This window comes from Candidatus Binatia bacterium, assembly GCA_035631035.1.
GTDB lineage: Bacteria > Eisenbacteria > RBG-16-71-46 > SZUA-252 > SZUA-252 > DASQJL01.
Window position 1 is genome coordinate 23,298 of the sequence record DASQJL010000042.1, and the last position, 22,551, is coordinate 45,848.

At 71.7% G+C, this 22,551-nt stretch carries 20 protein-coding genes; 19 read left to right on the plus strand and 1 reads right to left on the minus strand.

All coding sequences use genetic code 11. The features are described from left to right. Positions 1–81 precede the first annotated feature (81 nt). Both VE326_03770 and VE326_03775 read left to right on the plus strand, forming a co-directional pair. Positions 82–894 carry a nitrilase-related carbon-nitrogen hydrolase gene (locus VE326_03770; GenBank protein ID HYJ32313.1) on the plus strand — a complete coding sequence of 271 codons (813 nt, stop codon included), beginning with the start codon at positions 82–84 and terminating at the stop codon, positions 892–894. Then, entirely contained in the window at positions 891–2,300 is a 1,410-nt protein-coding gene (locus VE326_03775) for an ATP-binding protein (protein ID HYJ32314.1), read from the plus strand. The genes VE326_03770 and VE326_03775 overlap by 4 nt, the downstream gene beginning before the upstream one ends. A gap of 38 nt (positions 2,301–2,338) precedes the next feature. Here the strand turns inward: VE326_03775 and VE326_03780 are convergent, their stop codons facing one another. Continuing rightward, positions 2,339–2,716 (minus strand): hypothetical protein, encoded by a 378-nt coding sequence (locus VE326_03780; GenBank protein ID HYJ32315.1) that lies wholly within the window; start codon positions 2,714–2,716, stop codon positions 2,339–2,341. Between the two features lie 67 nt (positions 2,717–2,783). On the opposite strand from VE326_03780, the gene VE326_03785 reads away from it, so the two are divergent. From VE326_03785 to VE326_03865, 17 genes are all read left to right on the plus strand, one after another. Then, positions 2,784–4,166, plus strand: a complete 1,383-nt coding sequence (locus VE326_03785; GenBank protein HYJ32316.1) for an HD domain-containing protein — start codon at positions 2,784–2,786, stop codon at positions 4,164–4,166. Between the two features lie 46 nt (positions 4,167–4,212). Next, the gene (locus VE326_03790) at positions 4,213–5,232 is read left to right on the plus strand and encodes a polyprenyl synthetase family protein (GenBank protein HYJ32317.1); all 1,020 of its coding nucleotides are present in this window, start codon (positions 4,213–4,215) and stop codon (positions 5,230–5,232) included. After that, on the plus strand, positions 5,229–5,621 hold the full coding sequence (rsfS, locus tag VE326_03795; protein HYJ32318.1) for a ribosome silencing factor: 393 nt from the start codon (positions 5,229–5,231) through the stop codon (positions 5,619–5,621). The genes VE326_03790 and rsfS overlap by 4 nt, the downstream gene beginning before the upstream one ends. Next, entirely contained in the window at positions 5,590–7,272 is a 1,683-nt protein-coding gene (gene argS, locus VE326_03800; protein ID HYJ32319.1) for an arginine--tRNA ligase, read from the plus strand. Before rsfS ends, argS begins: the two co-directional genes overlap by 32 nt. Next, positions 7,272–8,201, plus strand: a complete 930-nt coding sequence (locus tag VE326_03805; protein ID HYJ32320.1) for a PfkB family carbohydrate kinase — start codon at positions 7,272–7,274, stop codon at positions 8,199–8,201. Before argS ends, VE326_03805 begins: the two co-directional genes overlap by 1 nt. Positions 8,202–8,421: 220 nt before the next feature. Continuing rightward, the gene (locus VE326_03810; GenBank protein ID HYJ32321.1) at positions 8,422–9,783 is read left to right on the plus strand and encodes an HD-GYP domain-containing protein; all 1,362 of its coding nucleotides are present in this window, start codon (positions 8,422–8,424) and stop codon (positions 9,781–9,783) included. After that, entirely contained in the window at positions 9,780–10,802 is a 1,023-nt protein-coding gene (gene purM / locus VE326_03815) for a phosphoribosylformylglycinamidine cyclo-ligase (GenBank protein HYJ32322.1), read from the plus strand. Before VE326_03810 ends, purM begins: the two co-directional genes overlap by 4 nt. Positions 10,803–10,840: 38 nt before the next feature. Beyond that, positions 10,841–11,887 (plus strand): sigma 54-interacting transcriptional regulator, encoded by a 1,047-nt coding sequence (locus tag VE326_03820; GenBank protein ID HYJ32323.1) that lies wholly within the window; start codon positions 10,841–10,843, stop codon positions 11,885–11,887. Between the two features lie 105 nt (positions 11,888–11,992). Further along, positions 11,993–13,006 (plus strand): Gfo/Idh/MocA family oxidoreductase, encoded by a 1,014-nt coding sequence (locus VE326_03825; protein HYJ32324.1) that lies wholly within the window; start codon positions 11,993–11,995, stop codon positions 13,004–13,006. Between the two features lie 37 nt (positions 13,007–13,043). Continuing rightward, positions 13,044–14,561, plus strand: coding sequence for an apolipoprotein N-acyltransferase (lnt, locus tag VE326_03830; GenBank protein HYJ32325.1), 1,518 nt, complete (start codon positions 13,044–13,046; stop codon positions 14,559–14,561). A 76-nt stretch (positions 14,562–14,637) separates the two neighbouring features. Then, positions 14,638–15,384 carry a hypothetical protein gene (locus tag VE326_03835; protein HYJ32326.1) on the plus strand — a complete coding sequence of 249 codons (747 nt, stop codon included), beginning with the start codon at positions 14,638–14,640 and terminating at the stop codon, positions 15,382–15,384. Next, positions 15,374–16,171, plus strand: coding sequence for a tRNA pseudouridine(38-40) synthase TruA (truA, locus tag VE326_03840; GenBank protein HYJ32327.1), 798 nt, complete (start codon positions 15,374–15,376; stop codon positions 16,169–16,171). Before VE326_03835 ends, truA begins: the two co-directional genes overlap by 11 nt. Further along, positions 16,158–17,426 (plus strand): trypsin-like peptidase domain-containing protein, encoded by a 1,269-nt coding sequence (locus VE326_03845; GenBank protein ID HYJ32328.1) that lies wholly within the window; start codon positions 16,158–16,160, stop codon positions 17,424–17,426. The genes truA and VE326_03845 overlap by 14 nt, the downstream gene beginning before the upstream one ends. Beyond that, positions 17,423–18,736 carry an adenylosuccinate lyase gene (gene purB / locus VE326_03850; GenBank protein HYJ32329.1) on the plus strand — a complete coding sequence of 438 codons (1,314 nt, stop codon included), beginning with the start codon at positions 17,423–17,425 and terminating at the stop codon, positions 18,734–18,736. The genes VE326_03845 and purB overlap by 4 nt, the downstream gene beginning before the upstream one ends. Next, positions 18,720–21,086 carry a phosphoribosylformylglycinamidine synthase subunit PurL gene (gene purL, locus VE326_03855; protein ID HYJ32330.1) on the plus strand — a complete coding sequence of 789 codons (2,367 nt, stop codon included), beginning with the start codon at positions 18,720–18,722 and terminating at the stop codon, positions 21,084–21,086. The genes purB and purL overlap by 17 nt, the downstream gene beginning before the upstream one ends. Before the next feature lie 2 nt (positions 21,087–21,088). After that, on the plus strand, positions 21,089–21,931 hold the full coding sequence (gene purQ, locus VE326_03860) for a phosphoribosylformylglycinamidine synthase I (GenBank protein ID HYJ32331.1): 843 nt from the start codon (positions 21,089–21,091) through the stop codon (positions 21,929–21,931). After that, positions 21,928–22,548, plus strand: a complete 621-nt coding sequence (locus VE326_03865; GenBank protein HYJ32332.1) for a hypothetical protein — start codon at positions 21,928–21,930, stop codon at positions 22,546–22,548. The genes purQ and VE326_03865 overlap by 4 nt, the downstream gene beginning before the upstream one ends. Positions 22,549–22,551: the final 3 nt, after the last annotated feature.

The window sequence follows — 22,551 nt, forward strand, 5'->3', positions numbered from 1 at the left end:
TCGCGGCCGCTGGTAGGGTCCGGCCGTGACCGCAGAAGGTCGCGCCTCCCAGCGGGTTAACGCCGCACGATCAGGACTTCGATGATCGCGGGCTTCTTCCAATTCTCCCCCGAGCGGGGGCGGCCGGAACGGAACGCCGCTCGGTTGGAGGAGGCGCTCCGATCCACGAGGACCGATCTCCTCGTCTGTCCCGAGCTGGCCACCACCGGATATCTCTACTTCGACAAGGAAGCGCTGCGCGCGGTGGCCGAGCCCGTTCCGTCGGGCCCGACCGTGACGCGCCTCGCCGCGGCCGCGCGCGAGACCGGACGCGCGATCGTGTTCGGCATCGCCGAGCGCGCGGAGACGAAGATCTACAACAGCGCGGTGGCGATCCAACCCGAGGGTCCGGTCGTGTGCTACCGGAAAGCGCACCTCTTCGACACCGAGAAGGAGGTCTTCGACCGCGCGGGCGCTTCGCCGCGACACGCCCGGGCGGCCGGCGCCGACGTGGGGATCATGATCTGCTTCGACTGGCGCTTTCCCGAGATGGCCCGCGTCCTGGCGCTGGAAGGGGCGGAGGTGATCGCGCACCCCGCGAATCTCGTCCATCCCTATTGCCAGGAGGCGATGATCACGCGCTCCCTCGAGAACCGGGTCTTCACGATCACGGCGAGCCGCACGGGGAGTGAGACCGTGGAGGGGGCCACGCTCACGTTCACGGGGCGGAGCCAGATCGTCTCGCCCCGGGGCGAGCGCCTCGCGGCGGCGGGTCCCGAGGAGGAGTGCGTCCGCACCGCGGAGATCGACCCGCTCCTTGCGCGCGACAAGAGGGTGACGCCGCGGAACGATCTGTTCGCCGACCGGCGGCCGGAGCTCTATCGCGCTCTCGACCGCCCGGAGCGCGCGTCGTGAGCCGCCGGCTGATCGCCTACATCGCCATCGTGTCCGGCCTTGGCGCCGTCGTGCTCGCGCTCTCGCTCCATGCGCTCGCGGCGGTCGGCTGGATGCAGGTCGGCGTGTGGGTCCTGGTCAGCCTGCTCGCCGAGAGCCTCTGGATTCCGACGCTCACCGGCAAGGCGATGGAGAGCATGGCCTCGGCCGTCGACCTGAGCCTCCTCGTGCTGCTGGGCTTCATGCCGTCGGTCTGGATCGTCGCCGTCGCCTTCGCGCTCGCGAACCTCTTCTTCTCGGGACGGAAGTGGTACAAGGCGGTCTTCAACGCGGGGCAGAACGTGCTCTCGCTCGCCGCGGCCGGACTGGTGTTCGAGGCGCTCGGGGGCGCGCCGCTCGTGCGCGCGGGCGGGCTCCCGGCCTTCCACGGGATCGCCCTGATCGTTCCCTGGGCCACGGCGACGATCGTCTACTTCCTCGTGAACACCCTGTTCGTCTCGGGCGCGGTCGCGCTCTCGAGCGGGCGGCGACTCCTGAACACCTGGCGCGAGGAGTACCTCTATCCCATCTCGCTCCTCGGATCGGCGGCGCTCTTCTTCCTCTCGCCCCTCGTGGTGGTGTCGTACCTGGCGCTCGGCTTCTTCGGGCTCATCTTCTTCTTCGTGCCGCTCCTCCTGATCAAGGAGGCGGGCGCGCGCTACATCGCCCTCGAGAAGGCCAAGGACGAGCTGGTCTCCTCGGAGCGCCTCGCCGCGAAGGGGGAAATGGCGGCGGAGATCGCGCACGAGCTGAACAACTATCTCGCCGCGATCTCCGGGCGGGCGCAGCTCCTGCTGATGGGCATCGGGAAGCAGCCGGTGGAGAAGACCGAGGAGAGCGCGCGGATCATCGCCGAGCAGGCGCGCAACATGGGCGTGCTCGTGAAGGGGCTCCTCGATTTCTCGCACAAGGAGATCCGGAAGCAGCCGACCCGCCTGAACGACCTCGTGCGGCGCACGGTGGAGTTCATCGTCCCGCAGAACAAGTACGAGCGGATCGCGTTCGACCTGGACCTGGCGCCCGACCTGCCCGAGGCGTCGCTGGATCCCGGTCAGATCCAGCAGGTGCTGATGAACCTCTTCTCGAACGCGGCCGACTCGATGAACGCCGCCGGCCGCGGCGACCCGCGCATCACGGTCCGGACGCGCGTCCTCCGGGAGGAGATCCGCCTCGTCGTGGAGGACACCGGGCCGGGCATCGCCGCCGAGGTCATCAACAAGCTGTTCGAGCCCTCGGTGACGACCAAGCCGGAGGGGCACGGCTTCGGCCTCTCCACCTGCTACCGGATCATCTCGAACCACGGCGGGAGGATCACGGCGGAGAACGGGCCGCGCGGCGCCGTGTTCACGCTGACGATCCCGCTCGAGCGGAAGCGCCTGGCGGCCTAGCGCCGTCGCGGCCGCCGCGCGGCGGCGCTAGGCGTCCTTCAGCGATCGGCGGCCGCCACGATCAGCACCCCCGCGAGGGCGCCGAGGAGATCAGCTCCCAGGTCCTTCCGGCTCGCCCCCCGTCCCAGGCGCCGCGGCTTCAGGGTCGCGTCGTACAGCTCCTTCGCCACGCCGATCACCGCCGTCCCGGCGACCGATTCCAGCCGCGAGCGCCCCTCGACGCGAAGCGACGCCGCGATCGCGAGCGATGCCGCGAAATGGACCTGTCGGTCGGGCGCGGCCCACGATCCCTCGCGCGAGCAGGGGATCAGGAAGGGGTCGGCCGCGGCCGGCGCCGCGCCGGCGACCGCGGCGATCGCGCCGAAGGCCAGGGCGGCGAGGAGACGCGGAGGGCCGGGGAGTCGGAGCGCGCGCATGGGGCGAGCCTAGCGGCTCCCCGCGCGGGCCGCAACGCCCGCGCGCTCTGGTACCATCGAGAGCGCCATGACTCCTCGTCCCCTCGATCCGAGCCGGGTGCCTCCGCCCGTCCGCGACCTGATCCTCCGCCTCCAGGGGGAGGGGAATCGCGCGTGCCTGGTGGGGGGATGCGTGCGGGATCTCATCCGCGGAACCCCGGTGCTCGACTGGGACGTGGGGACCGGCGCCGTTCCCGAGCGCGTGCTGGCGCTCTTCCCCGAAGCGATCCCGACGGGGCTGAAGCACGGGACGGTCACCGTGCCGCTCCCGAGCGGTCCCTGCGAGGTGACCACCTTTCGCATCGAATCCGGCTATTCGGACGCGCGGAGGCCCGACCGGGTCACGTTCACCGGCGACGTGGAGCGGGATCTCGCGCGCCGCGATTTCACGGTGAACGCCATCGCGTGGGACCCGATCGCGCGGGCGGAGTGGGATCCGTTCGGCGGCCGCGACGATCTCGCGCGGCGGATCCTGCGCGCCGTGGGGGATCCCGCGACGCGCTTTCGCGAGGACGGGCTCCGGCCGGTGCGCGCCGCGCGCTTCGCGGCCACGCTCGAATTCGAGGTCGAGCCGGAGACCTTCGCCGCGCTCGCCGTGGCGCGGGACCAGGTCGCGCGCGTCGCGGCCGAGCGGATCCGCGAAGAGCTTCTGAAGATGCTGCAGGCGCGCGAGCCGTCGCGCGGCTTCGAGGTGCTGCGCCGCGCGGGCCTCCTCGAGATCGTCCTTCCCGAGCTGGCCGCCTGCGTGGCCGTGCCGCAGAACCGGTACCACGCCTACGACGTCTACTTCCACACGCTCTACTCGACCGACGCCGCGCCCCCGGCCAAGCCCGCGGTGCGCCTGGCGGCGCTCTTCCACGACGTGGGCAAGCCCGCCACGCGCGCCGAGAAGGAGAACGGCGACGCCACCTTCTACAACCACCAGTTCGAGAGCGCGCGGCTGACCGAGGCGGCGATGGCCCGGCTCCGCTTCTCCCGGGATCTCACCGACCGGGTGGTGCATCTCGTGAAGAACCACATGTTCGACTACCGGCCGGAGTGGACCGACGCCACGGTGCGCCGCTTCGTCCGCACGGTCGGCATCGAGAACGTGGCCGACCTCTTCGACCTCCGGATCGCGGACAACCTGGGAAACGGGCTGAAGACCGGCTTCCCGCACTACCTGGGGGAGCTCACCGAGCGGATCGGGAGGGTGGTCGAGGCGCAGGAGGCCCTCTCGGTGCGGGATCTCAAGGTGGACGGCGCCGACGTGATGCGCGAGCTCGGGCTTCCGCCCGGTCCCGAGGTGGGGCGCATCCTGGACCGGCTGCTCGAGGAGGTGACCGAAGACCCCTCCCTGAACGAGCGGAAGCGGCTCCTGCGCCGCCTGTCCCAGGGCATGGCGATTGACACGGCGGGCCCTCCCGCCTAGACTGGCGCGTCCGCAAGGAACGGGCCCCCATGAAACTAGGAGTGAATTGACCCGAACGAGCCAGAGTCCCGCGCGGCCGAACCCCGAAGAACCCACGCTCGCCTCGATCCGAGAGCCGATCGCCGAGGCGTTCGAGCGCTTTCAGGAGCGGCTCGACGACGCCTTTCTCTGCGACGTCTCCCTGGTGGGCGCGGTCGGCGCGCACCTCCACCGTGCCTTCGGGAAGCGCTTCCGTCCCACGCTCCTCCTGCTCGCCACGCGCGGCTTCGGCGCGGTCAGCGACGAGTCGGTGCTGGGCGCGGTGGTCGTGGAGCTGATCCACACGGCCACCCTGATCCACGACGACAGCGTCGACAAGAGCCTGGTCCGCCGCGGCCTGCCCACGGTGAACAGCGCCTGGAACAACGACGTCGCGATCCTCATGGGCGACTATCTCTATTCCAAGGCGTTCTCCATCCTGGTCAAGAACCGCATGTACGAGGCGATGGATCTCCTGGCCGAGGCGACGCATCGGATGAGCCAGGGCGAGTTGCGGCAGATCGAGCAGAAGAACCGTCTCGACCTGACCGAGGCGGAGTACATGCGCGTCATCGAAGAGAAGACCGCCTGCCTCATCTCGGCCGGCTGCGAGTTCGGAGCCTTCTCGGGCGGCGCTGACCCCGAGGCGCGCCAGGCGATGTTCCGCTACGGCCGCGCCGTCGGCCTCGCGTTCCAGATCACTGACGACATCTTCGACTACCTGGGCTCCGAGAACGTGATGGGGAAGGCGATGGGGAGCGACCTCGAGGGGGGGAAGATCACGCTGCCGCTCATCACCGCGCTCCGGAACGCTTCCGATCCGGCGCGGCGCGAGATGCGCGCGATGATCCAGAACCGCGAGTTCCGGAACGGCCACTGGGGCGACGTGGTCCGCTTCGTCACCGAGAACGGAGGCGTCGAAGTCAGCGAGGAGCGCTCCTCCGCGCTGGCGCGCGAGGCCGAAGCCGAGCTGGACCATGTGAAGGACGACGTCGCCCGCACGGCGCTGACCGACGCGGTCCGCTACGCCGTGACGCGCCGCCGGTGAAGCAGCCCGAGCCCGAGCCTGCGCCGCGCGACGCGCAGCGGCACTCCGATTCCCAGGCCCTCGCGCGCACGGCCGCCCGACTCACGCTGACCAAGCGCGCCGAGGACGTGATGATCCTCGACCTGCGCGAGCTGGACGGCGTCTGCGACTTCTTCGTGCTGGCGACGGGAAGCTCCGAAGTCCAGGTGCGCGCCATCGCCGACGCGGTGGACGACGGGCTCCGCGCCGACGGGATGAAGCCCTGGCACGTCGAGGGCTACGAGGCGCGCCGCTGGATCCTCCTCGACTACGTGGACGTCGTCGTGCACGTCTTCCATGCCAAGGCCCGCGAATACTATCTCCTCGACAAGCTCTGGGGTGACGCCCGACGTGAACTCGTGGCCGATTGAAGCCTACCTGACCGAGCGCCTCGCGGCCGCGGTCGGGAAGGCGGGGTTCACGCTGCCCGAGGGGACCGCGGTCGAGGTCGAGGTGCCGCGCGAGGGGAGCCACGGCGACTGGGCGTCGGCGGTGGCGCTCTCCCTGGCCAAGGCCTCCCGGCGTCCGCCGCGCGAGGTGGCGAACGCGATCGTGGCCGCGCTGGACGTCGAGGGGGGCGTGCTCGACAAGGTCGAGCTCGCCGGGCCCGGCTTCATCAATTTCCGCCTCGCCGCTCCGTGGCTCCAGGACGCGGTGCGCCGGATCCTCGGCGACCCCGCCGGCTACGGCGCCTCGGAGTCGGGGCGCGGAGAGCGGATCCTCGTCGAATACGTCAGCGCCAATCCCACCGGCCCGCTCAACATCGTGAGCGCGCGCGCCGCCTCCTTCGGCGACTCCCTGATCCGCATCCTGAACGCGGCGGGCTACCGCGCCGACGGGGAGTTCTACGTGAACGACTCGGGGCTCCAGGCCGAGCTCTTCGGGGCCTCGGTGCGCACGCGCTACTGCGAGGCGCGGGGGCTGCCCGCGCCGGAGATCCCGGAGGAGGGCTACGCGGGCGGCTACGTCGCCGAGGTGGCCGCGCGGCTGGAGGAGGCCCCGGCGTCGGAATGGCTGAAGCTTCCGGAGCGGGAGCAGCGCGCCGCCTTCGGCGCCGCCGCGATCGATCTCATGGTCGCGCGGCAGAGGGCGCAGCTCGAGCAGTTCGGCGTGCGGATGGAGCGGTGGTTCCGGGAATCGGAGCTCCACCGGGAGGGGCGCGTCCTGGCCGAGCTGGAGCGGCTCCGCGCGAGCGGGCACGTCTACGAGAAGGACGGCGCCGTCTGGTTCCGGTCCACTTCGTTCGGCGATCAGGAGGACCGGGTGATCGTCCGCTCGAACGGCATCCCGACCTATTTCCTCCCGGACATCGCCTACCACGACGACAAGCTCTCGCGGGGCTATTCGCGCGCCATCGATTTGTGGGGGCCCGACCACCACGGCCACATCCAGCGGATGAAGGCGGCGCTCCAGTCGCTGGGGTACGGCCCCGAGCGCTTCGACGTGATCACGCTCCAGTGGGTGAAGCTGATGCGCGGCGGCGAGGTCGTGAAGATGTCCAAGCGCGCCGGCGAGTTCGTCACCATGGAGGAGCTGGTCGAGGAGGTCGGCGTGGACGCCGCGCGCTTCTTCTTCCTCATGCGGCGGGCCGAGAGCCCGATGGATTTCGACCTGGAGCTGGCGGTCAAGCGGAGCGAGGAGAATCCGGTCTACTACGTCCAGTACGCGCACGCCCGGATCTTCCACGTGCTCGAGTACGCCCAGCACCAGGGCGTGCCCGAGCCCGACGTCGCCCAGGCCCGCCTCGAGCTCCTGTGCGAGCCCGAGACCGAGGCGCTCCTCCGCGCGCTCGCCTCTTTTCCCTCGCTGCTGGCCGCCGCGGCCCGGACCCGGGAGCCTCACCGGGTTCCGCAGTACCTGAAGGAGCTGGCGGCGAAATTCCATGCGTTCTACCACTTCCATCGCGTGGTCGGGACCGATCCCGACACGACCGCGGCGCGCCTGCTCCTCACCCGGGCGACGGGCGCCGTGCTGAAGCGCGGGCTCTCCCTGATGGGCGTGAGCGCGCCGGAGGCGATGTAGTGGGCATCGCGGTCGTCGGCTCGCTGGGTCTCGACACGATCCAGACACCCAAGGGCAGGGTGGAGGAGGTGCTCGGCGGCTCGGCCGCCTACTTCGCGCTGGCGGCCCGGCATTTCGCGCCGGTGCACCTCGTGGCCGTCGTGGGCTCCGACTTCCCGGCCGAGGCCCGCGCGGCGCTCACCCTGCCGGACCTGGACCTCTCCGGCCTCGAGATCGCCCCCGGGCGCACCTTCCGGTGGGAAGGGGTCTACAGCGAGGACATGAACACGCGGCGCACGGTGCGCACCGAGCTCAACGTCTTCGAGCACTTCCGGCCCGAGCTGCCCGCCGCCGTGCGGCAGCTGCGCGACGTCTTCCTCGCCAACATCGATCCGGTCCTCCAGCGCGACGTCCTGGCGCAGTTCACGAGCCCGCGCCTCGTCCTGGCCGACACCATGAACTACTGGATCGCGAACAAGCGCGACGAGCTCCTCGAGACGCTGAAGCGCGTCCGCATCCTCCTGATCAACGAGGAGGAGGCGCGCGAGCTCACGGGCGAGTCGCTCACCCACAAGGCCGCGCGCGCGATCCTCGCGCTCGGGCCCGAGACGGTGGTGGTCAAGATGGGGGAGCACGGCGCCTTTCTCCAGAGCCGGGGGGAGTACTTCGCCTGTCCGGCGTTTCCCCTGGAGACGGTGGTGGACCCGACCGGCGCGGGGGACACGTTCGCCGGCGGCTTCATGGGCGCGCTCACGCGGATGGGACGGCTCACCGAGGCCAATCTCCGACGCGCCGTGGTCTACGGCTGCGTGCTCGCGTCGTACGCCGTCGAGGAGTTCAGCGTCGGCGCGCTCCTGCGCGTGGAGCGCGGCGAAGTGCTGCGCCGCGCCGAGGCGATCACGGCGATGACACGCGTCAGCCTGGACAACACGGCGCGCGTCCTGCGGTGACCTCCGGGCCGCGCGCGACCCGGCCCGAAGCGCCGGAGAACGCCCGCTCCGACGCCGACGGCGCCTCGACGCCGCCCGCGCGCGTCGCGCTCCGCGCTCCCTGCTTCCGCTCCCGCGCCCGACACGCGTTAGCTCTTTATACGGACGGTGCGCGCTGGCACACTCGTTGCGGTTCGCCAATCCCTTGCACCGCCGAAACCAACGAACGCGAGGACCACCGATGCACGTGATCACGTCGCTTCCGTCCTCCACGGCATTCGCTCGCTCGCGCTCCATCGCCGCGCGCGTCGCCTGGTTCGTCGTCCCGTCGTTCCTGGCCGCGCTCCCGGTGCTGCTCGCGCTCTTCGGCGGCCCCGAGGTGAAGCAGACGCGGCCCGACCTGCTGGGCGTCGTGGTCTGGTTCGTGCTCCTCGTCGTGGCCGAGTCGCACCCCGTCCCGCTGCCGCGCGGCGGCACCATCACGATCGCCTCGGTGCTCGACGTGGGCGCCATCCTGCTGTTCGGTCCGTGGGTGGCGGGCGCGCTCGATCTCCTCACCGCCATCCCGGCGCAGCTCTTCCTCCTGCGCGAGCGGCCCGCGGCCGCCATGCTCAACGGAGGCATCTACGCCTCGACCACCATTCTGGCCGGATCGGCGTATCTCGCGGCGGGCGGCGCCCTGGGCGCGCCGCGGCTCCACGATTTCCTCCCGATCCTGATCGCGGGAGCCCTCTACTACGCGGTCAACACGGGGTGGGTGAGCCTCCTCGTCGGCGCGAACACGCAGGAGTCGCCCCGGACCATCTGGCGGCAGCAGTTCCGGGACGGGCTCCTCCAGCACGCGCTGGCGATCGGGTTCGGGCTCCTCTTCGCGCAGGTGCGGGTCGTGGCCGGCATCCCGGGCGTGCTCCTCCTCACGGTCCCGCTCTTCCTGGCCCGCTACGCGCTCCGGCTCTACGCCGACCTGCGCGAGGACCTGGTCGGATTCGTGCGGGCGCTCTCCACGGCGCTGGATGCGGTCGACCCCTACACGCACCGCCACTCGGTGCGGGTCGCGGGCTATTCGGTGCGCGTGGCGCGCCACCTCGCGCTTCCCGAATCGGAAGTCGAGATGATCCACTACGCGGCGCTGGTGCACGACATCGGGAAGATCGCGCAGCGCCCCGACGTCATCCGCAAGCCGACCCCGCTCACCGAGGAGGAGCGGCTGCTCATGATGCGCCACCCCGAGGCGGGGGCGAAGATCGTGGAGCAGATCCGCGCGCTCCGCTCCGCGGCCGAGATGGTGCGCACGCATCACTGGCGGCCCGACGGGCAGGGGTATCCGTCGGGGCTCACCGAGGCGGAAGTGCCGCTGGGGGCCCGCATCATTCACGTGTGCGACGCGTTCGACGCGATGACCTCGGACCGCTCCTACCGCCGCGGCCTTCCGGTCGCGTGCGCGCTGGCCGAGCTCTCGGCCAAGGCGGGGACCGAATTCGACGAGGAGATCGTGGCCGCGCTCGTGCAGCTCCACGAGGGGGGCGCGCTCGAGGGGGTGCGCGAGGCGGGGGAGCACGCCGACGAGATCTTCCTTCCCGAAGCCGAGCCCGAGCCTCGATGAGCCGCTACGAGGACGCCGGCGTCAACATCCGGAAGGGAGAGGAAGCGGTCGCGCGCATCCGGGACCTCTGCCGCTCCACCTTCGGTCCCGGGGTTCTGGGCGACGTGGGGCTCTTCGCGGGCGCGTACCGGGTTCCGGGGATGCCCGGACAGGTGCTGCTCTCCAGCATCGACGGGGTCGGCACCAAGCTCAAGGTCGCGATCCTCTGCGACCGCCACGACACGGTCGGGTACGACCTCGTCTGCCACTCCGCAAACGACATCCTCGTGCACGGCGCCACGCCGCTCTTCTTCCTCGACTACATCGCCATGGGGGCTCTCGATCCGGTCCGTGTCGAGCGCCTCGTCCAGGGCCTCGCGCGCGGATGCCGCGAGGTCGGCTGCGCCCTGATCGGCGGGGAGACGGCTGAGATGCCGGGGCTCTACGCGGCGGGCGACTACGACCTCGCGGGGGCGATCGTCGGCATCGCCGCCGAGCGCGACCTGGTTCGCGGCGAGGGGATCGCGCCGGGGGACGTCGTGCTCGGCCTGCCGAGCGCGGGCCTCCATACGAACGGCTACTCGCTCGCGCGGAAGATCCTCTTCGAGACGCTGCACCTCCGCGCGGGAGACCGCTTTCCGGGCGCCGAGGAGTCGGTGGGAGAGCTGCTGCTCGCGCCGCACCTCTACTACGGCACCGACGTGAGGATCGCGCGCGCCGCGGGGACGGTGCGCGGGATGGCGCACGTCACCGGCGGCGGCATTCCGGGAAACCTGGTCCGCATCCTCCCCGAGGGGGCCCGCGCGGAGATCAAGCTCGGATCGTGGACCGTGCCGCACGTCTTCCGCGCGCTCGTCGAAGCGGGAGGGGTCCCCGATGCCGAAGCGTACGAAGTGTGGAACATGGGGCTGGGGCTGCTGCTCGTGGTCCCGGAGGCCGATGCGAACGCGATCGAGCGGGCGCTCGCGCGCGAGCACCGCGCCTGCCGGCGTGTCGGCTCCATCGCCGCCGGCCCGCGCGAGGTGCGCCTGATTTCGTAGGCTTCGGATCCGAGAGGGAGCGGGTGGAGGGGAGCGTGGTGGAACCTATCCAAGTCGAGGCGGACCGGCCCCTGCCGCTTCCCGCGCTCGCGCCCGGCGGACCCGGGCCCTACGCCGCCGCCCTCGGGATCGTCGGCTCGAGCGCGGCGCTCCGCGCCCTCTGCGAGCGGATCGCCGCGCACGCGCGGAGCAGCGCGACCGTGCTCATCCGCGGCGAGACCGGCTCGGGCAAGGAGCTCGTGGCCCGCGCCCTCCACCGCTTGAGCCCGCGCGCCGGACGCGCCTTCCTGCCGCACAACTTCGCCTCCATTCCCGACTCGCTCGTGGAGAGCGAGCTCTTCGGGCACGCGCGCGGAGCGTTCACCGGGGCGCACGCCGACCGGCCGGGGCTGTTCGAGCTGGCGGACGGCGGCACCCTTTTCCTCGACGAGATCGGCGACGCGAGCCCATCGGTCCAGAGCCGGCTGCTCCGCGTCCTCCAGGAAGGGGAAGTGCGGCGGGTGGGGGACGGGAGGTCGCGCCGCGTGGACGTGCGGATCGTCGCCGCCACGCACCGCGATCTCGCGGCCGAAGCGCGCGCCGGCCGCTTCCGCGCCGATCTCTACTACCGGCTGCACGTCCTGGCGCTGGACGTGCCGCCGCTTCGCGATCGCCGCTCGGACGTGCCGGCCCTGGCGGCGCACATCTTGGAGTCCCTCGCGCGCCGCGACGCGCTCGCCGTCCGCGGCGTCCATCCGGCCGCGCTCGAGCTCCTGCTCGCCCACGACTGGCCGGGAAACGTGCGCGAGCTGGAGGCGGTGCTGACCCGCGCCGCCCACGGCGCCGGCTCCGGCGGCGTGATCGGGCCCGAGGCGCTCGGTCCCGAGATCGGCCAGCGCCCCCTCCTGGTGCGCGAGCGGCACGCCACGCTGCGCGGCCGCACGCTCGCGTACGAAGCGGAGCTGATCCGCACCGCGCTCGACGCGCATCGCGGGAACCGCTCGCGGGCCGCGCGCTCGCTCGGTCTCACGCGGCAGGGACTGTGGAAGAAGATGCGCCGGCTCGGGGTGCGCGCGAACGGAGATCCGATCGAAGCGGCCGATTGACCTTGATTTCGCCGGTCGCATTTCTATACTCGCGCGACATCGTCGTTTCCCTTTCGTCCGCCGCCAGCTCGCACCGCGCGGCGGGCGCTCCTCGGGAGGAAACCCTTGGCCAAGCGTCCCCTGCGGATCGGCGTGATCGGGGCCGGCCTCGTCACGCAGATCAATCATCTCCCGGCGCTCAAGAAGCGCCGCGACGCCGAAGTGGTCGCGGTCTGCGACGACGACGGGGAAAAGGCCCGCATGGTCGCGCGGCACTTCGGCATCGCCCGCACGCTCACCGACTACGAGACGCTGCTCCGGAGCGACGAGGTCGAGGCGGTGATCGTCGCGACCCCGAACCATCTGCACGCGCCGATGGTGCTGGCCGCGATGGGCTACGGCAAGCACGTCCTCTGCGAGAAGCCGCCGGCCCGCACCGCCGCCGAGGCGGAGCAGATGGCGGAGGCCGCGCGCCGCTCCGGCTGCATCCTGATGTACGCGATGAACAATCGGTTCCGCACCGACGTCCAGCTCCTCCGGGGCTACATGGAGCGGCGCGAATTCGGCACCATCTTCTACGCGAAGACCGGCTGGCTGCGGCGGCGCACGGCGCAGCGCGGCCCCGCGTGGTACCAGAACAAGCGCAGCTCGGGAGGCGGCGTCCTCATGGACCTCGGCGTCCAGATGCTCGATCTCTCCCTGTGGCTCCTGGGGAATCCCCAGGTGGCGTCCGTCACGGCCACCAAGTACGTGACCGATCCGCGCGAGGACGTCGAGGACACGGTCGCGGCGTTCCTGGTGCTGGACAGCGGGGCGGCGCTGACGCTCGAGGTGAGCTGGGCGCTCCTGCTGGAGAAGAACTTCCCCTATCTGAACCTGTTCGGCACGCACGGCGCGGCCCTCCTGAACCCCTTCCGGGTGCACAAGGAGCTGGGGGGGAACCTCCTCGACGTGACGCCGCCCCTGGAGTCGAAGAACGTCTACAAACAGTCGTACGAAGCGGAGCTCGACCACTTCATCCGATGCGTCACGCAGGGCGAGCGGCCCGTGGGCACGCCCGAAGAAGGTCTCCAGCTCATGCGGGTCATCGACGCCATCTACCAGTCCGCTGAGAGCCGCCGCGAGGTCCGCCTCCATTAGATCGGCGCGCGCGCCCCTGGCCGCGGCCGCGTCGGGCATCCTCGCCAGCCTCGCCTTCCCCTCGGCATCGCTCTGGCCGCTGATCTTCGTCGCGCTGGTGCCGCTGTTCCTGGTGCTGGCTACGGGCTCGCCCGGGCCGCGCGATCCCGAACCCGCCTCCCGCGGCGTGCGCTGGGCGCCGTGGCTCATGGGGACCGTCTTCTACGCGCTCACGTTCTGGTGGATCGTCCGCCTGCCGGTCGCGGCGATGACGCATCCCTGGCTCATCTACCCGGGCCTGCTCGCGCTGGGACTCTACCTCGGCCTCTACGTCGCGCTCTTCGGCTGGCTGGTGCGCTTCGTGCGGCGCCGGCTCGGCTGGCCGGTGCTCGCGCTGGCGCCGTTCGCCTGGTGCGTGGCGGAGTGGCTCAAGTCCTCGGGAGAGCTGGGGTGTCCCTGGGGGAACTTGGGAACCGCGCTCGCCGAGCATCCGGCCTGGATCCAGGGCGCCTCCATCGCCGGGGCTCCGGGGCTCTCCTTCTGGGTCGTCTCGGTAAACGCGCTGGTCGCGGCCATCCTCCTCGCGCGCCGCTGGTCCTCGCGGATCGGGCTCGCGATGATCCTCACGGCCGCCGTCGGCGTCCCCGTGTTCTGGGGAGCCGCGCGGCTCAAGACGCAGCCCCCGCCGCCGCTGGTGCAGGTCGCCATCGTGCAGCCGAACGTGGGGAGCCATGAGAAGTGGGTCCCGGCGCTTCAAGACTCGGTCACCGCGCGCGTGGAGCGGCTCACGCGCGAGGCGGCGGCGGCCGTCCCGGCGCCGACCGTCATCCTCTGGCCCGAGACGGCGCTTCCGTACTACGTGCGGGTGGAGCCGCTCAAGCTGCAGCGGCTGATCGCCCTCGCGAAGGAGGTGAAGCGCCCCATCCTGGCCGGCTATCCCGACGCGAAGCTGAACGCGCAGGGTGACGTGCTCACCTACAACGCGGCGGGCCTCGTCCTGCCGGCGGGGGCGATCGTCGGGCAGTACGAGAAGATCCACCTCGTTCCCTTCGGAGAGCGCATCCCGTTCCAGGGCTTCTTTCCGTTCCTGGGATCGATCGACCTGGGCCAGGCGGAGTGGACGCCGGGAACGCGCCCGTTCGTCTTCCGCCGCGCGGGACCGGCGTTCGGCGTGCTCATCTGCTTCGAGTCGATCTTCCCGGATCACACCCGCCGCTATGCGCTCGAGGGGGCGCAGTACCTGGTCAACATCACGAACGACGAGTGGTTCGGGCGGACGGCCGGGCCGATCCAGCACGCCGACCTGGCGATCCTCCGTTCGGTCGAGCTGGGGATGGGTCTCGCGCGCGCGGCGAACACCGGCGTCTCGATGCTCATCGATCCCTACGGTCGCGTCGAGGCGCGCACGCCGCTCTTCGCCGAGGCGGTGCTGGCCGGCACCGTGAAGACCGGGATCGGGCCCACGACCTTCACGCGCTGGGGCGATTGGATCTCGATGCTCTCGCTCGCGGTGACGCTGATCTTGGTCGCGGTCGCGTGGTTCCGGGGCGTTGACAGGCGGACCAGGCTCCGGTAGGGTGGGGCTTCAGGTGGGGCGCGCGAGCGCATCCGCCTCCGACGGCACGCCAAGTCCAGAGGAACGGCAAGCGACAGTGCCCGGCTCGCCCGAGTCCGAAGCCACGAAACCGAAATCGACGTCCCGCGCGCGACGGCCGCTCCATCCCGGCGCGGGGCTCTTCGTCTGCGCGGCCCTGGGCGTGGGCTTCTCGCTCACGCCGTCGCCCGCCCTGCTCGCCGCCGGAGCGGCCCTTCTCCTGATCGCCGCCATGCGCACCGAGCGCCGGCCGCTCCGCGCCGAGGCGCCGCTCCTCCTCCTCGCGCTCGTCCTGTTCGCGGCGCATCTCCTCCTGGCCGGCCGGCCGCCGCGCGAGGCGCTTCTTCCCTCGGGGCTGATCGCCCTTCGCCTCTTGGCCCTGGTGTATCTGACGCGGTGGGCGGCCCGCGCCGTCCTTCCGCGGGCGGCCCGCTGGCTCTTCGGCCGCGGCGGCATCGCGCGGCCGCGACCGCTGGCGCTCCTGATCGAGAGCGGGCGGATGACCCTGGCGCTCCTGCCGCTCGCGCTCGCCGAGGCGGAGCGGCAGCACACGGCGCTCCGGGCCCGCGCGATCCGTCCGGGACGCGGCCTGGGCGGCCGGGCGCGCTACCTCGCCGCGTGGCTTCTTCCGTACCTGGGGACGATGCTCCGCGTCGGCGACAGCTACGGCGAGGCGCTGCACGCGCGCGGCTACGCGCTCGGGGCGCGGCGCCGGGGATCGACTTCGTACCGGTGGGGCGCTCCCGAGGCGGCGGGCGCCCTCCTGTCCGCGGCGGCGGCCGCCTGGCTCGTCCGTGCTCGATGAACGGAAGGAGCGGGAGGAAACGCTCCGGATCGGGGTGGAATACGACGGGACCGCGTTCAGCGGCTGGCAGCGCCAGCCCCGGGCGCGGACCGTTCAGGGGGAGCTGGAGAAGGCCGTGGAGCGGATCGTGGGCGCCAAGGTCACGGTGAACGGGGCGGGGAGAACCGACGCGGGGTGCCACGCCGCGGGGCAGGTGGCTTCCTTCACGGCGGTCACGAGGCTCGCCCCGGAGCGGCTCCGCATGGCGATGAACGCGCACCTGCCTCCCGACGTCCGGGTGGTCGAGGCGGCGTTCGCGCCGAGGGGCTTCCACGCGCGCTTCCGCGCCATGCGCCGGAGCTATCGCTACCTCATCGTTCCGGAGCCGGCGGCGATCCGAAGGCGGCTGGCCTGGGCGCGCCGGATGCGCGCCGGGGCCGCGGAGCTGAACGAGGCGGTCGCGCCGCTCCTGGGGGAGCACGACTTCACGACCTTTTCGCGGCAGGGCGGGGACGAGACGTCGCCGGTCTGCCGCGTGACCCGCGCGGTGTGGAGCGGTTCCAAGGGCGCCCTCCGCTTCGACATCGAGGCGGACCGGTTCCTGTACACTATGGTACGCCGCATCGTATCGACCGCGATCGCCGCCGCCGAGCAGGGCGGCGGGCCGGCCGCCGTTCGAACGGCGCTCGAATCGAGGCGCCGGCGTCTGGGGGCGCCGCCGGCCCCGGCGCACGGCCTCTATCTCATGCGGGTCCGCTATCCCGGACTCGGATGGCTTCCGAAGGAGCGAATGCATGTCGTCGCTTGAAGCGGCGCCGCGGGCCGCGAAACCCCGGGGCCGCTGGCCGATTTCCACGCTGGGCGCGGGAGTGCTCTTCGGCGCGCTCCTGCTCGCCGCGCTCGTGCTCGCGACGCAGCGGCCCAAGGACCGCGCCGCCGAGACGGACGGCAAGCCGCTGTACGGAGGGCCGGGGAACGAGGTGAACCTGGCCGCCGCGGCGGGCTCCGACTCGGTCGGCGCCGCGCCCGCCTCGCTCGACACCTCCCGGCGCACGGCGATCGTCGCGGCCGCCGAGAAGGTCGGCCCCTCCGTGGTCACGCTGAGCGTGGTCCAGACCCAGGTGGTCCAGACCTCCCCCATCCCCTTCGGCGACGATTTCTTCGAGCCCTTCTTCCGCGACATGATCCCGCAGTATCGCTACCGCGAGCAGATCCCCAGCATGGGCTCGGGCTTCATCATCTCGTCGAACGGCTACGTGCTCACGAACGAGCACGTCGTGCGCAACGCCGAGAAGATCACGGTGATCCTCCCCGACGGGCGCCGGTTCGAGGGCAAGGTGCTCGGAAGCCATCCGCAGTACGACCTCGCCGTGGTGAAGATCGAGGGGAAGGACCTGCCCGTCGCCAAGCTCGGGACCTCGAGCGATCTCATGGTGGGCGAGTGGGCGCTGGCCATCGGAAACCCGTTCGGGTTCCTGTTGAACGACACCCAGCCGACCGTGACCGCGGGGGTCGTGAGCGCGACGCATCGCGACATCAAGTCGCAGGCCTCGAGTGCCGGGATCTACAAGAACATGATCCAGACCGACGCGGCCATCAACCCGGGGAACTCGGGCGGCCCCCTCGTGAACGCCAAAGGCGAGGTCGTCGGCATCAACACCTTCATCTTCACGAAGAGCGGCGGCTCGGAGGGGATCGGCTTCGCCATCCCGATCGACGCCGCGAAGAAGGTGGTGGACGAGCTGCTCAAGTACGGCAAGGTGCGGAACGTCTGGATCGGCGTCCGGACCTGGGAGCTCACCCCCTACGTCGCCGAGCGGCTCGGGACCAAGGACCGGAACGGGCTCTACGTCTCGGTGATCGAGAAGGGGAGCCCCGCGGACAAGGCGGGCATCAAGGTGGGCGACATCATCCGCAAGGTGAACGGGACCCCGATCCGGGACGTGGACGAGGCCTACCGCGCGCTCTTCGGAGCCAACGTCGGCGACACCATCTCCCTCACCGTCGAGCGCGACGGCAAGCTCCTCACGATGAGCCTCGCGCTCACCGAGCTGCCCGAGTGATCGCGCGCTACAGCCGTCCCGCGATGGCGGGGCTCTTCGACGACCGGGCGCGCTACGCGACCTGGCTCGACGTCGAGCTGGCGGTGACGCGCGCGCTGGAGCGCCGCGGGGAAGCGCCCGCGGGCGCTTCGGCGCGGATCGCGGCGGCGGCGCGCATCGACCCCGCGCGGATCGACGAGCTGGAAGCCACGCTCCGCCACGACGTGATCGCCTTCCTGACGCAGGTGGGGGAGACCGCCGGCGCCGACGCGCGCTACCTGCACCTGGGGATGACCTCCTCCGATCTCGTGGACACCGCCCTCGCGCTCACGCTGGTGCGCGCGACCGACCTGCTCCTGCCCGAGGTGGACGCGCTCCGGGAGGAGACGCGCCGTCTCGCGCTCCGCCACAAGGACACGGTGATGGTGGGGCGCACGCACGGCATCCACGCCGAGCCGATCACGTTCGGGCTCAAGGCGCTCGTCTGGTACGAGGAGCTGGGGCGCGCGCGGGAACGGCTCCAGCGCGCGCGCGCGACCATCGCCGTGGGGAAGCTCTCCGGCGCGGTCGGCACGCTGGCCCACCTGACCCCCGCTCTCGAAGAGGAGGTGCTCGCCTCGCTGGGCCTCCGCCCCGAGCCGGCCGCCACCCAGGTCGTGCAGCGCGACCGCCACGCCGAATTGCTCCAGATGCTCGCCCTGCTCGGCGCGTCGCTCGAGAAGATCGCGATGGAGATCCGCCACCTGCAGCGCACCGAGGTGCTCGAGGTCGAGGAGCCCTTCCGCGAGGGGCAGAAGGGCTCGTCGGCGATGCCACACAAGCGGAACCCGGTGAACTGCGAGCGGGTGTGCGGCCTCGCGCGGATCCTGCGCGCGAACGCGCACGCGGCGACCGAGGACGTGGCGCTCTGGCACGAGCGGGACATCAGCCACTCCAGCGTGGAGCGCGTGATTCTCCCCGACTCCTTCCTGCTCGCCGACTTCATGACGGCGCAGATGCGGGAGATCCTGGCCGGTCTGCACGTCTACCCCGACCGCATGCGCGCGAACCTCGAGGCGACGCGTGGACTGGTCTACTCTCAGCGAGCGCTCCTCGCCCTGACCGCGGCGGGGCTCTCGCGCGAGGACGCCTACGCACTGGTGCAGCGCCACGCGATGGCGGCGTGGAAGGAGCCGCCCGGCCTCCTGGCGAGACTGCAGGCCGATCCGGCCGCCACGAAGGCGCTCGATCCCGAGGCGCTGGCCCGCTGCTTCGAACCGGCCCACTTCCTGCGACACGTAAACCAAATCTTCGATCGCGTTCTGGGAGCTACCGTTGCAGCGGCTCGCTGACGCCCCGACGATCCCCCTCCGGGAGGCCGATCCGGCCCGCCGGAAGGCGCTGCTCGAGGCCGAAGGGCTGCGGCTCACGGCCGACGAGGCGGCGCGCATGCTCGAGCTGTTGGGACGCGACCCCACGCGCGTCGAGGCGACCATCTTCGACACGATGTGGAGCGAGCACTGCTCCTACAAGAGCAGCCGACGCGTGCTCCAGGCGCACCTTCCCACGAAGAGCCCCGACGTGATCCTGGGTCCGGGGGAGGACGCCGGCGTCGTGCGCTTCGGCGCCTGGAAGGGCGTCGAGTACGCGCTCGTGTTCGCGCACGAGAGCCACAACCATCCCTCCCAGGTCGTTCCGGTCGAGGGGGCCGCCACCGGCATCGGCGGCATCGTGCGCGACGTGAACTGCATGGGCGCCGAGGTGATCGGCGTCATGGACGCGCTCCGCTTCGGCGATCCCGAAGGTCCGCGCGCCTCCTCGGTGCGCGAGATCGTGCGCGGCGTCGTGGACGGGATCTGGCAGTACGCGAACGCCCTGGGCGTCCCCAACCTCGGCGGGGATGTCTTTTTCTCGCCGCGCTTCGACGAGAACTGTCTCGTGAACGTCGTGGCGCTGGGGCTGGTGCGCGCCGACCGGATCGTGCGGAGCCGCGTGCCGGAGGCGGCCTCGCGCGAGCCGTACGTCTTCGTGCTGGTGGGGAAGCCGACCGACGAGACCGGGTTCGGTGGCGCCTCCTTCGCCTCGGCCATCCTCGAGGAGAACACCGAAGGGCAGCGGGGCCACGTGCAGGTCCCCGACCCCTTCCTGAAGCGGGTGCTCTTCGAAGCCAACCGGGCCGCGCTCGACTGGCTGGACGCGCAGGGCGCGGCCTTCGGCTTCAAGGACCTCGGCGCCGGGGGGATCGCGTGCGCCTCGAGCGAGCTGGCCGCGGCCGGCGGGTTCGGGATGGACGTCGACCTGGACCAGATCCCCACGGCGCCCGGCGACTATCCGGCCGAAGTGATCGCCTGCTCCGAGACGCAGGAGCGCTTCGCGCTCGTGGTCCCGGAGCGGCTCGCCGGGGGACTCCTCCGGATCTACAACGAGGACTACGCGCTCCCGCTCGTCTATCACGGCGCGCGCGCCGCGGTGGCGGGACGGGTGCGCACCGACGGGCGCTACCGGATCCTGCGCGGCGGCCAGCCCGTGGCGGAGGCTCCGGTCGAGGTGATCACCGCGGGCATCGAGCACGACCGCCCGCGCCGTCCTCGCCACGCCGAGCCGCCCGAGACGCCGCTTCCGCCGGTGCGGGACCACGGCGCCCTCTTCCGCTCCATGATCGCGTCGCCGAACGTCGCCTCGCGCGCGCCGATCCTCCGCTATTACGACACCGAGGTGCAGGCGCGCGTCGTGATCCGCGCCGGCGAGGCCGACGCGTCGGTGCTCGCTCCGGTGCCCGGCGCGCCGCTCGGCTGCGCCCTCACCGTGGACGGCAATCCGTGGTACGTCGCGGCCGATCCCTACTGGGGGACGGCGCACGTCGTGCTGGAGGCGCTCCGGAATCTCGCCTGCGTCGGAGCGCGCCCCGTCGCGCTCACCGACTGTCTCAACTTCGGGAATCCCGAAGACCCCGAGGTCTTCGACGAGTTCGTGCGCAGCGTGCGCGGACTGGGCGACGCCGCGCGCGAGCTCGCGCCCGGGGGACCCTCGGGCCCGCCGGTGGCCGTGGTCTCGGGCAACGTCTCCTTCTACAACGAGTCGGCGACGGGGCGCTCCATCGAACCCTCGCCGATCGTGGCCGCGCTCGGCGTCCTGGAGGATTACAGCGTCGCCGTCTCGTCGGCCCTCCGCGCCCATCCGGGCGTGCTCGTGCTGAGCGGGCCGCGCGGCACGGCGACCGGCGCCTCGCAGCTCCGGCACCTCCTCACCGGCGAGACCGGCGGCGCGCTTCCCCCGCTCGATTTCGACCTCGAGCGGCGGCGGCTGAACGCCGTGCGCGAGGCGGTGCGGCGGGGGCTGGTCCGCTCCTGCCACGACATCTCCGAAGGCGGGCTGGCGGTCGCGGCGCTCGAGATGGCGCTCGGCGGCTTCGCTTCGGGCGGCTTCGGGCTCCAGATCCCGATCTCGGCGCTCGGCGACACGCCGGCCGAGATCCGGCTCTATGCCGAGGCGCCGGGATTCCTGATGGAGGCGTCGAACGACGCGCTGGGCGCGCTGCTCGATCTCTTCGCCAAGCAGGGGGTGGACGCGACGATGATCGGCCGCACGCTTCCCGAGCCGAAGCTCCGCTTCATGGACGGCGGCACGACCCTGATCGAGGCGGACCTCGCCGAGCTGCGCGATCTCTACGGCGGCGCGCTCCGCCCCTACGTGGAGGCGTGACCATGGCGCGCGCGGCGGTCATCCAGATTCCGGGCGTCAACTGCGAGTACGAGAGCGCTCGGGCCCTGGAGCGCGTCGGCATCGAAGCGTCGATCCTCCGCTTCAACGAGCCCGCGTCGGTGCTCTCCGAGTTCGACGCCTATCTCCTGCCGGGCGGCTTCGCGTTCCAGGACCGAATCCGCGCCGGGGCGGTCGCCGCCAAGCTCCCCGCCGTCGAGCGGATCGCGGCCGAATCGGAGCGGGGGAAGATCGTGGTCGGAATCTGCAACGGAGCGCAGGTGCTGGTCGAAGCGGGGCTCGTCCCCGGGATCCGTCCAGGCCGCGTGGAGCTCGCGCTCGCGCCCAACAAGGCGCCGCGGCGCCAGGGCTATCTCTGCCGCTGGATCTGGGTGCGGGCCGAAGAGGGTCCCGGGCGCGACGCCTTCACCGCCGCGCTCGAGCCCGGCGCGGTGGTGCCGCTCCCGATGGCGCACGGCGAAGGGCGCTTCGAGACCGCCGACCCCGACGTGCGCCGCGCGATCGAGTCGGAGGGGCTCGCCCTTCTTCGCTACGTCGCGCCCGGCGGCGCGCCCGCGCGCGGGTGGCCGGACGATCCCAACGGGGCGATGCTCCACGCCGCCGGCATCACCAACCGGGGCGGAAACGTGCTGGCGTTCATGCCGCACCCCGAGCGGGCAAACGCCCTGAAGCACGTCCCGCTCGACCTGCCCGGCACCTGGGGCGAGGCGAGGCGCCGCGCGGTGGGAACCTGGGAGGCGCTGGAAGGGGACGGCCCGGGAGCCTTCCTCTTCCGCTCCCTCGCCGCGCGGCTGGGCGCCGCCACGCCGGCGGGAAGGTCGCGATGAGCTCGGTTCTTCTCATACGGCTCAAGATCCCCGATCTCACCGCCTTGACCGCGCTCGACGCCGGGCGCGCGCTCCTTCCGGCGGGCCAGGAGCTCATGCGGCTGGTGCGGGAAGAGGTGGTCCTCTTCGAGCCGGCCGGGGAGTCGCGAGCTCCGGGATCGGCCGCCGCCCGGGAGCTGGACGCGAAACTCCTGAAAGCGGTGGAGACCAGCAACTTCTTCGTGAATCCAAACAAGGAGCGCTACCGGCTGATCGCCGCCTCCGAGCGGGGGGAGGCCTGGACGCCGCCCGAGGGGAGCTGGGGCATCCTGACGCGCCCGCGCGGAGATACGCGGGACGCCGGGCTCCTCGAGCGCCTGCAGCGGGAGCACCCGCTGGCGGGGCTTTCGGCGATCCGGCGGGGGCGCGTCTGGTGGCTCTGGACCCGCGGGGCCGACGGAAGCGCGGGCAGGGAAGGGGCGCTGGAGGCGCTGGGACCGGTGGAGCACGCCGGCCGGGGGCTCCTGGTGAATCCCCATTCCGAGTCGTGGCTCGTTCTTCCGGGTCCCATTCCCTGGACCCGCATCGAAACGTTTCTCGCGGCGCCGGAGCCGGCGGCCGCGGCCACCACCACCTGAGAG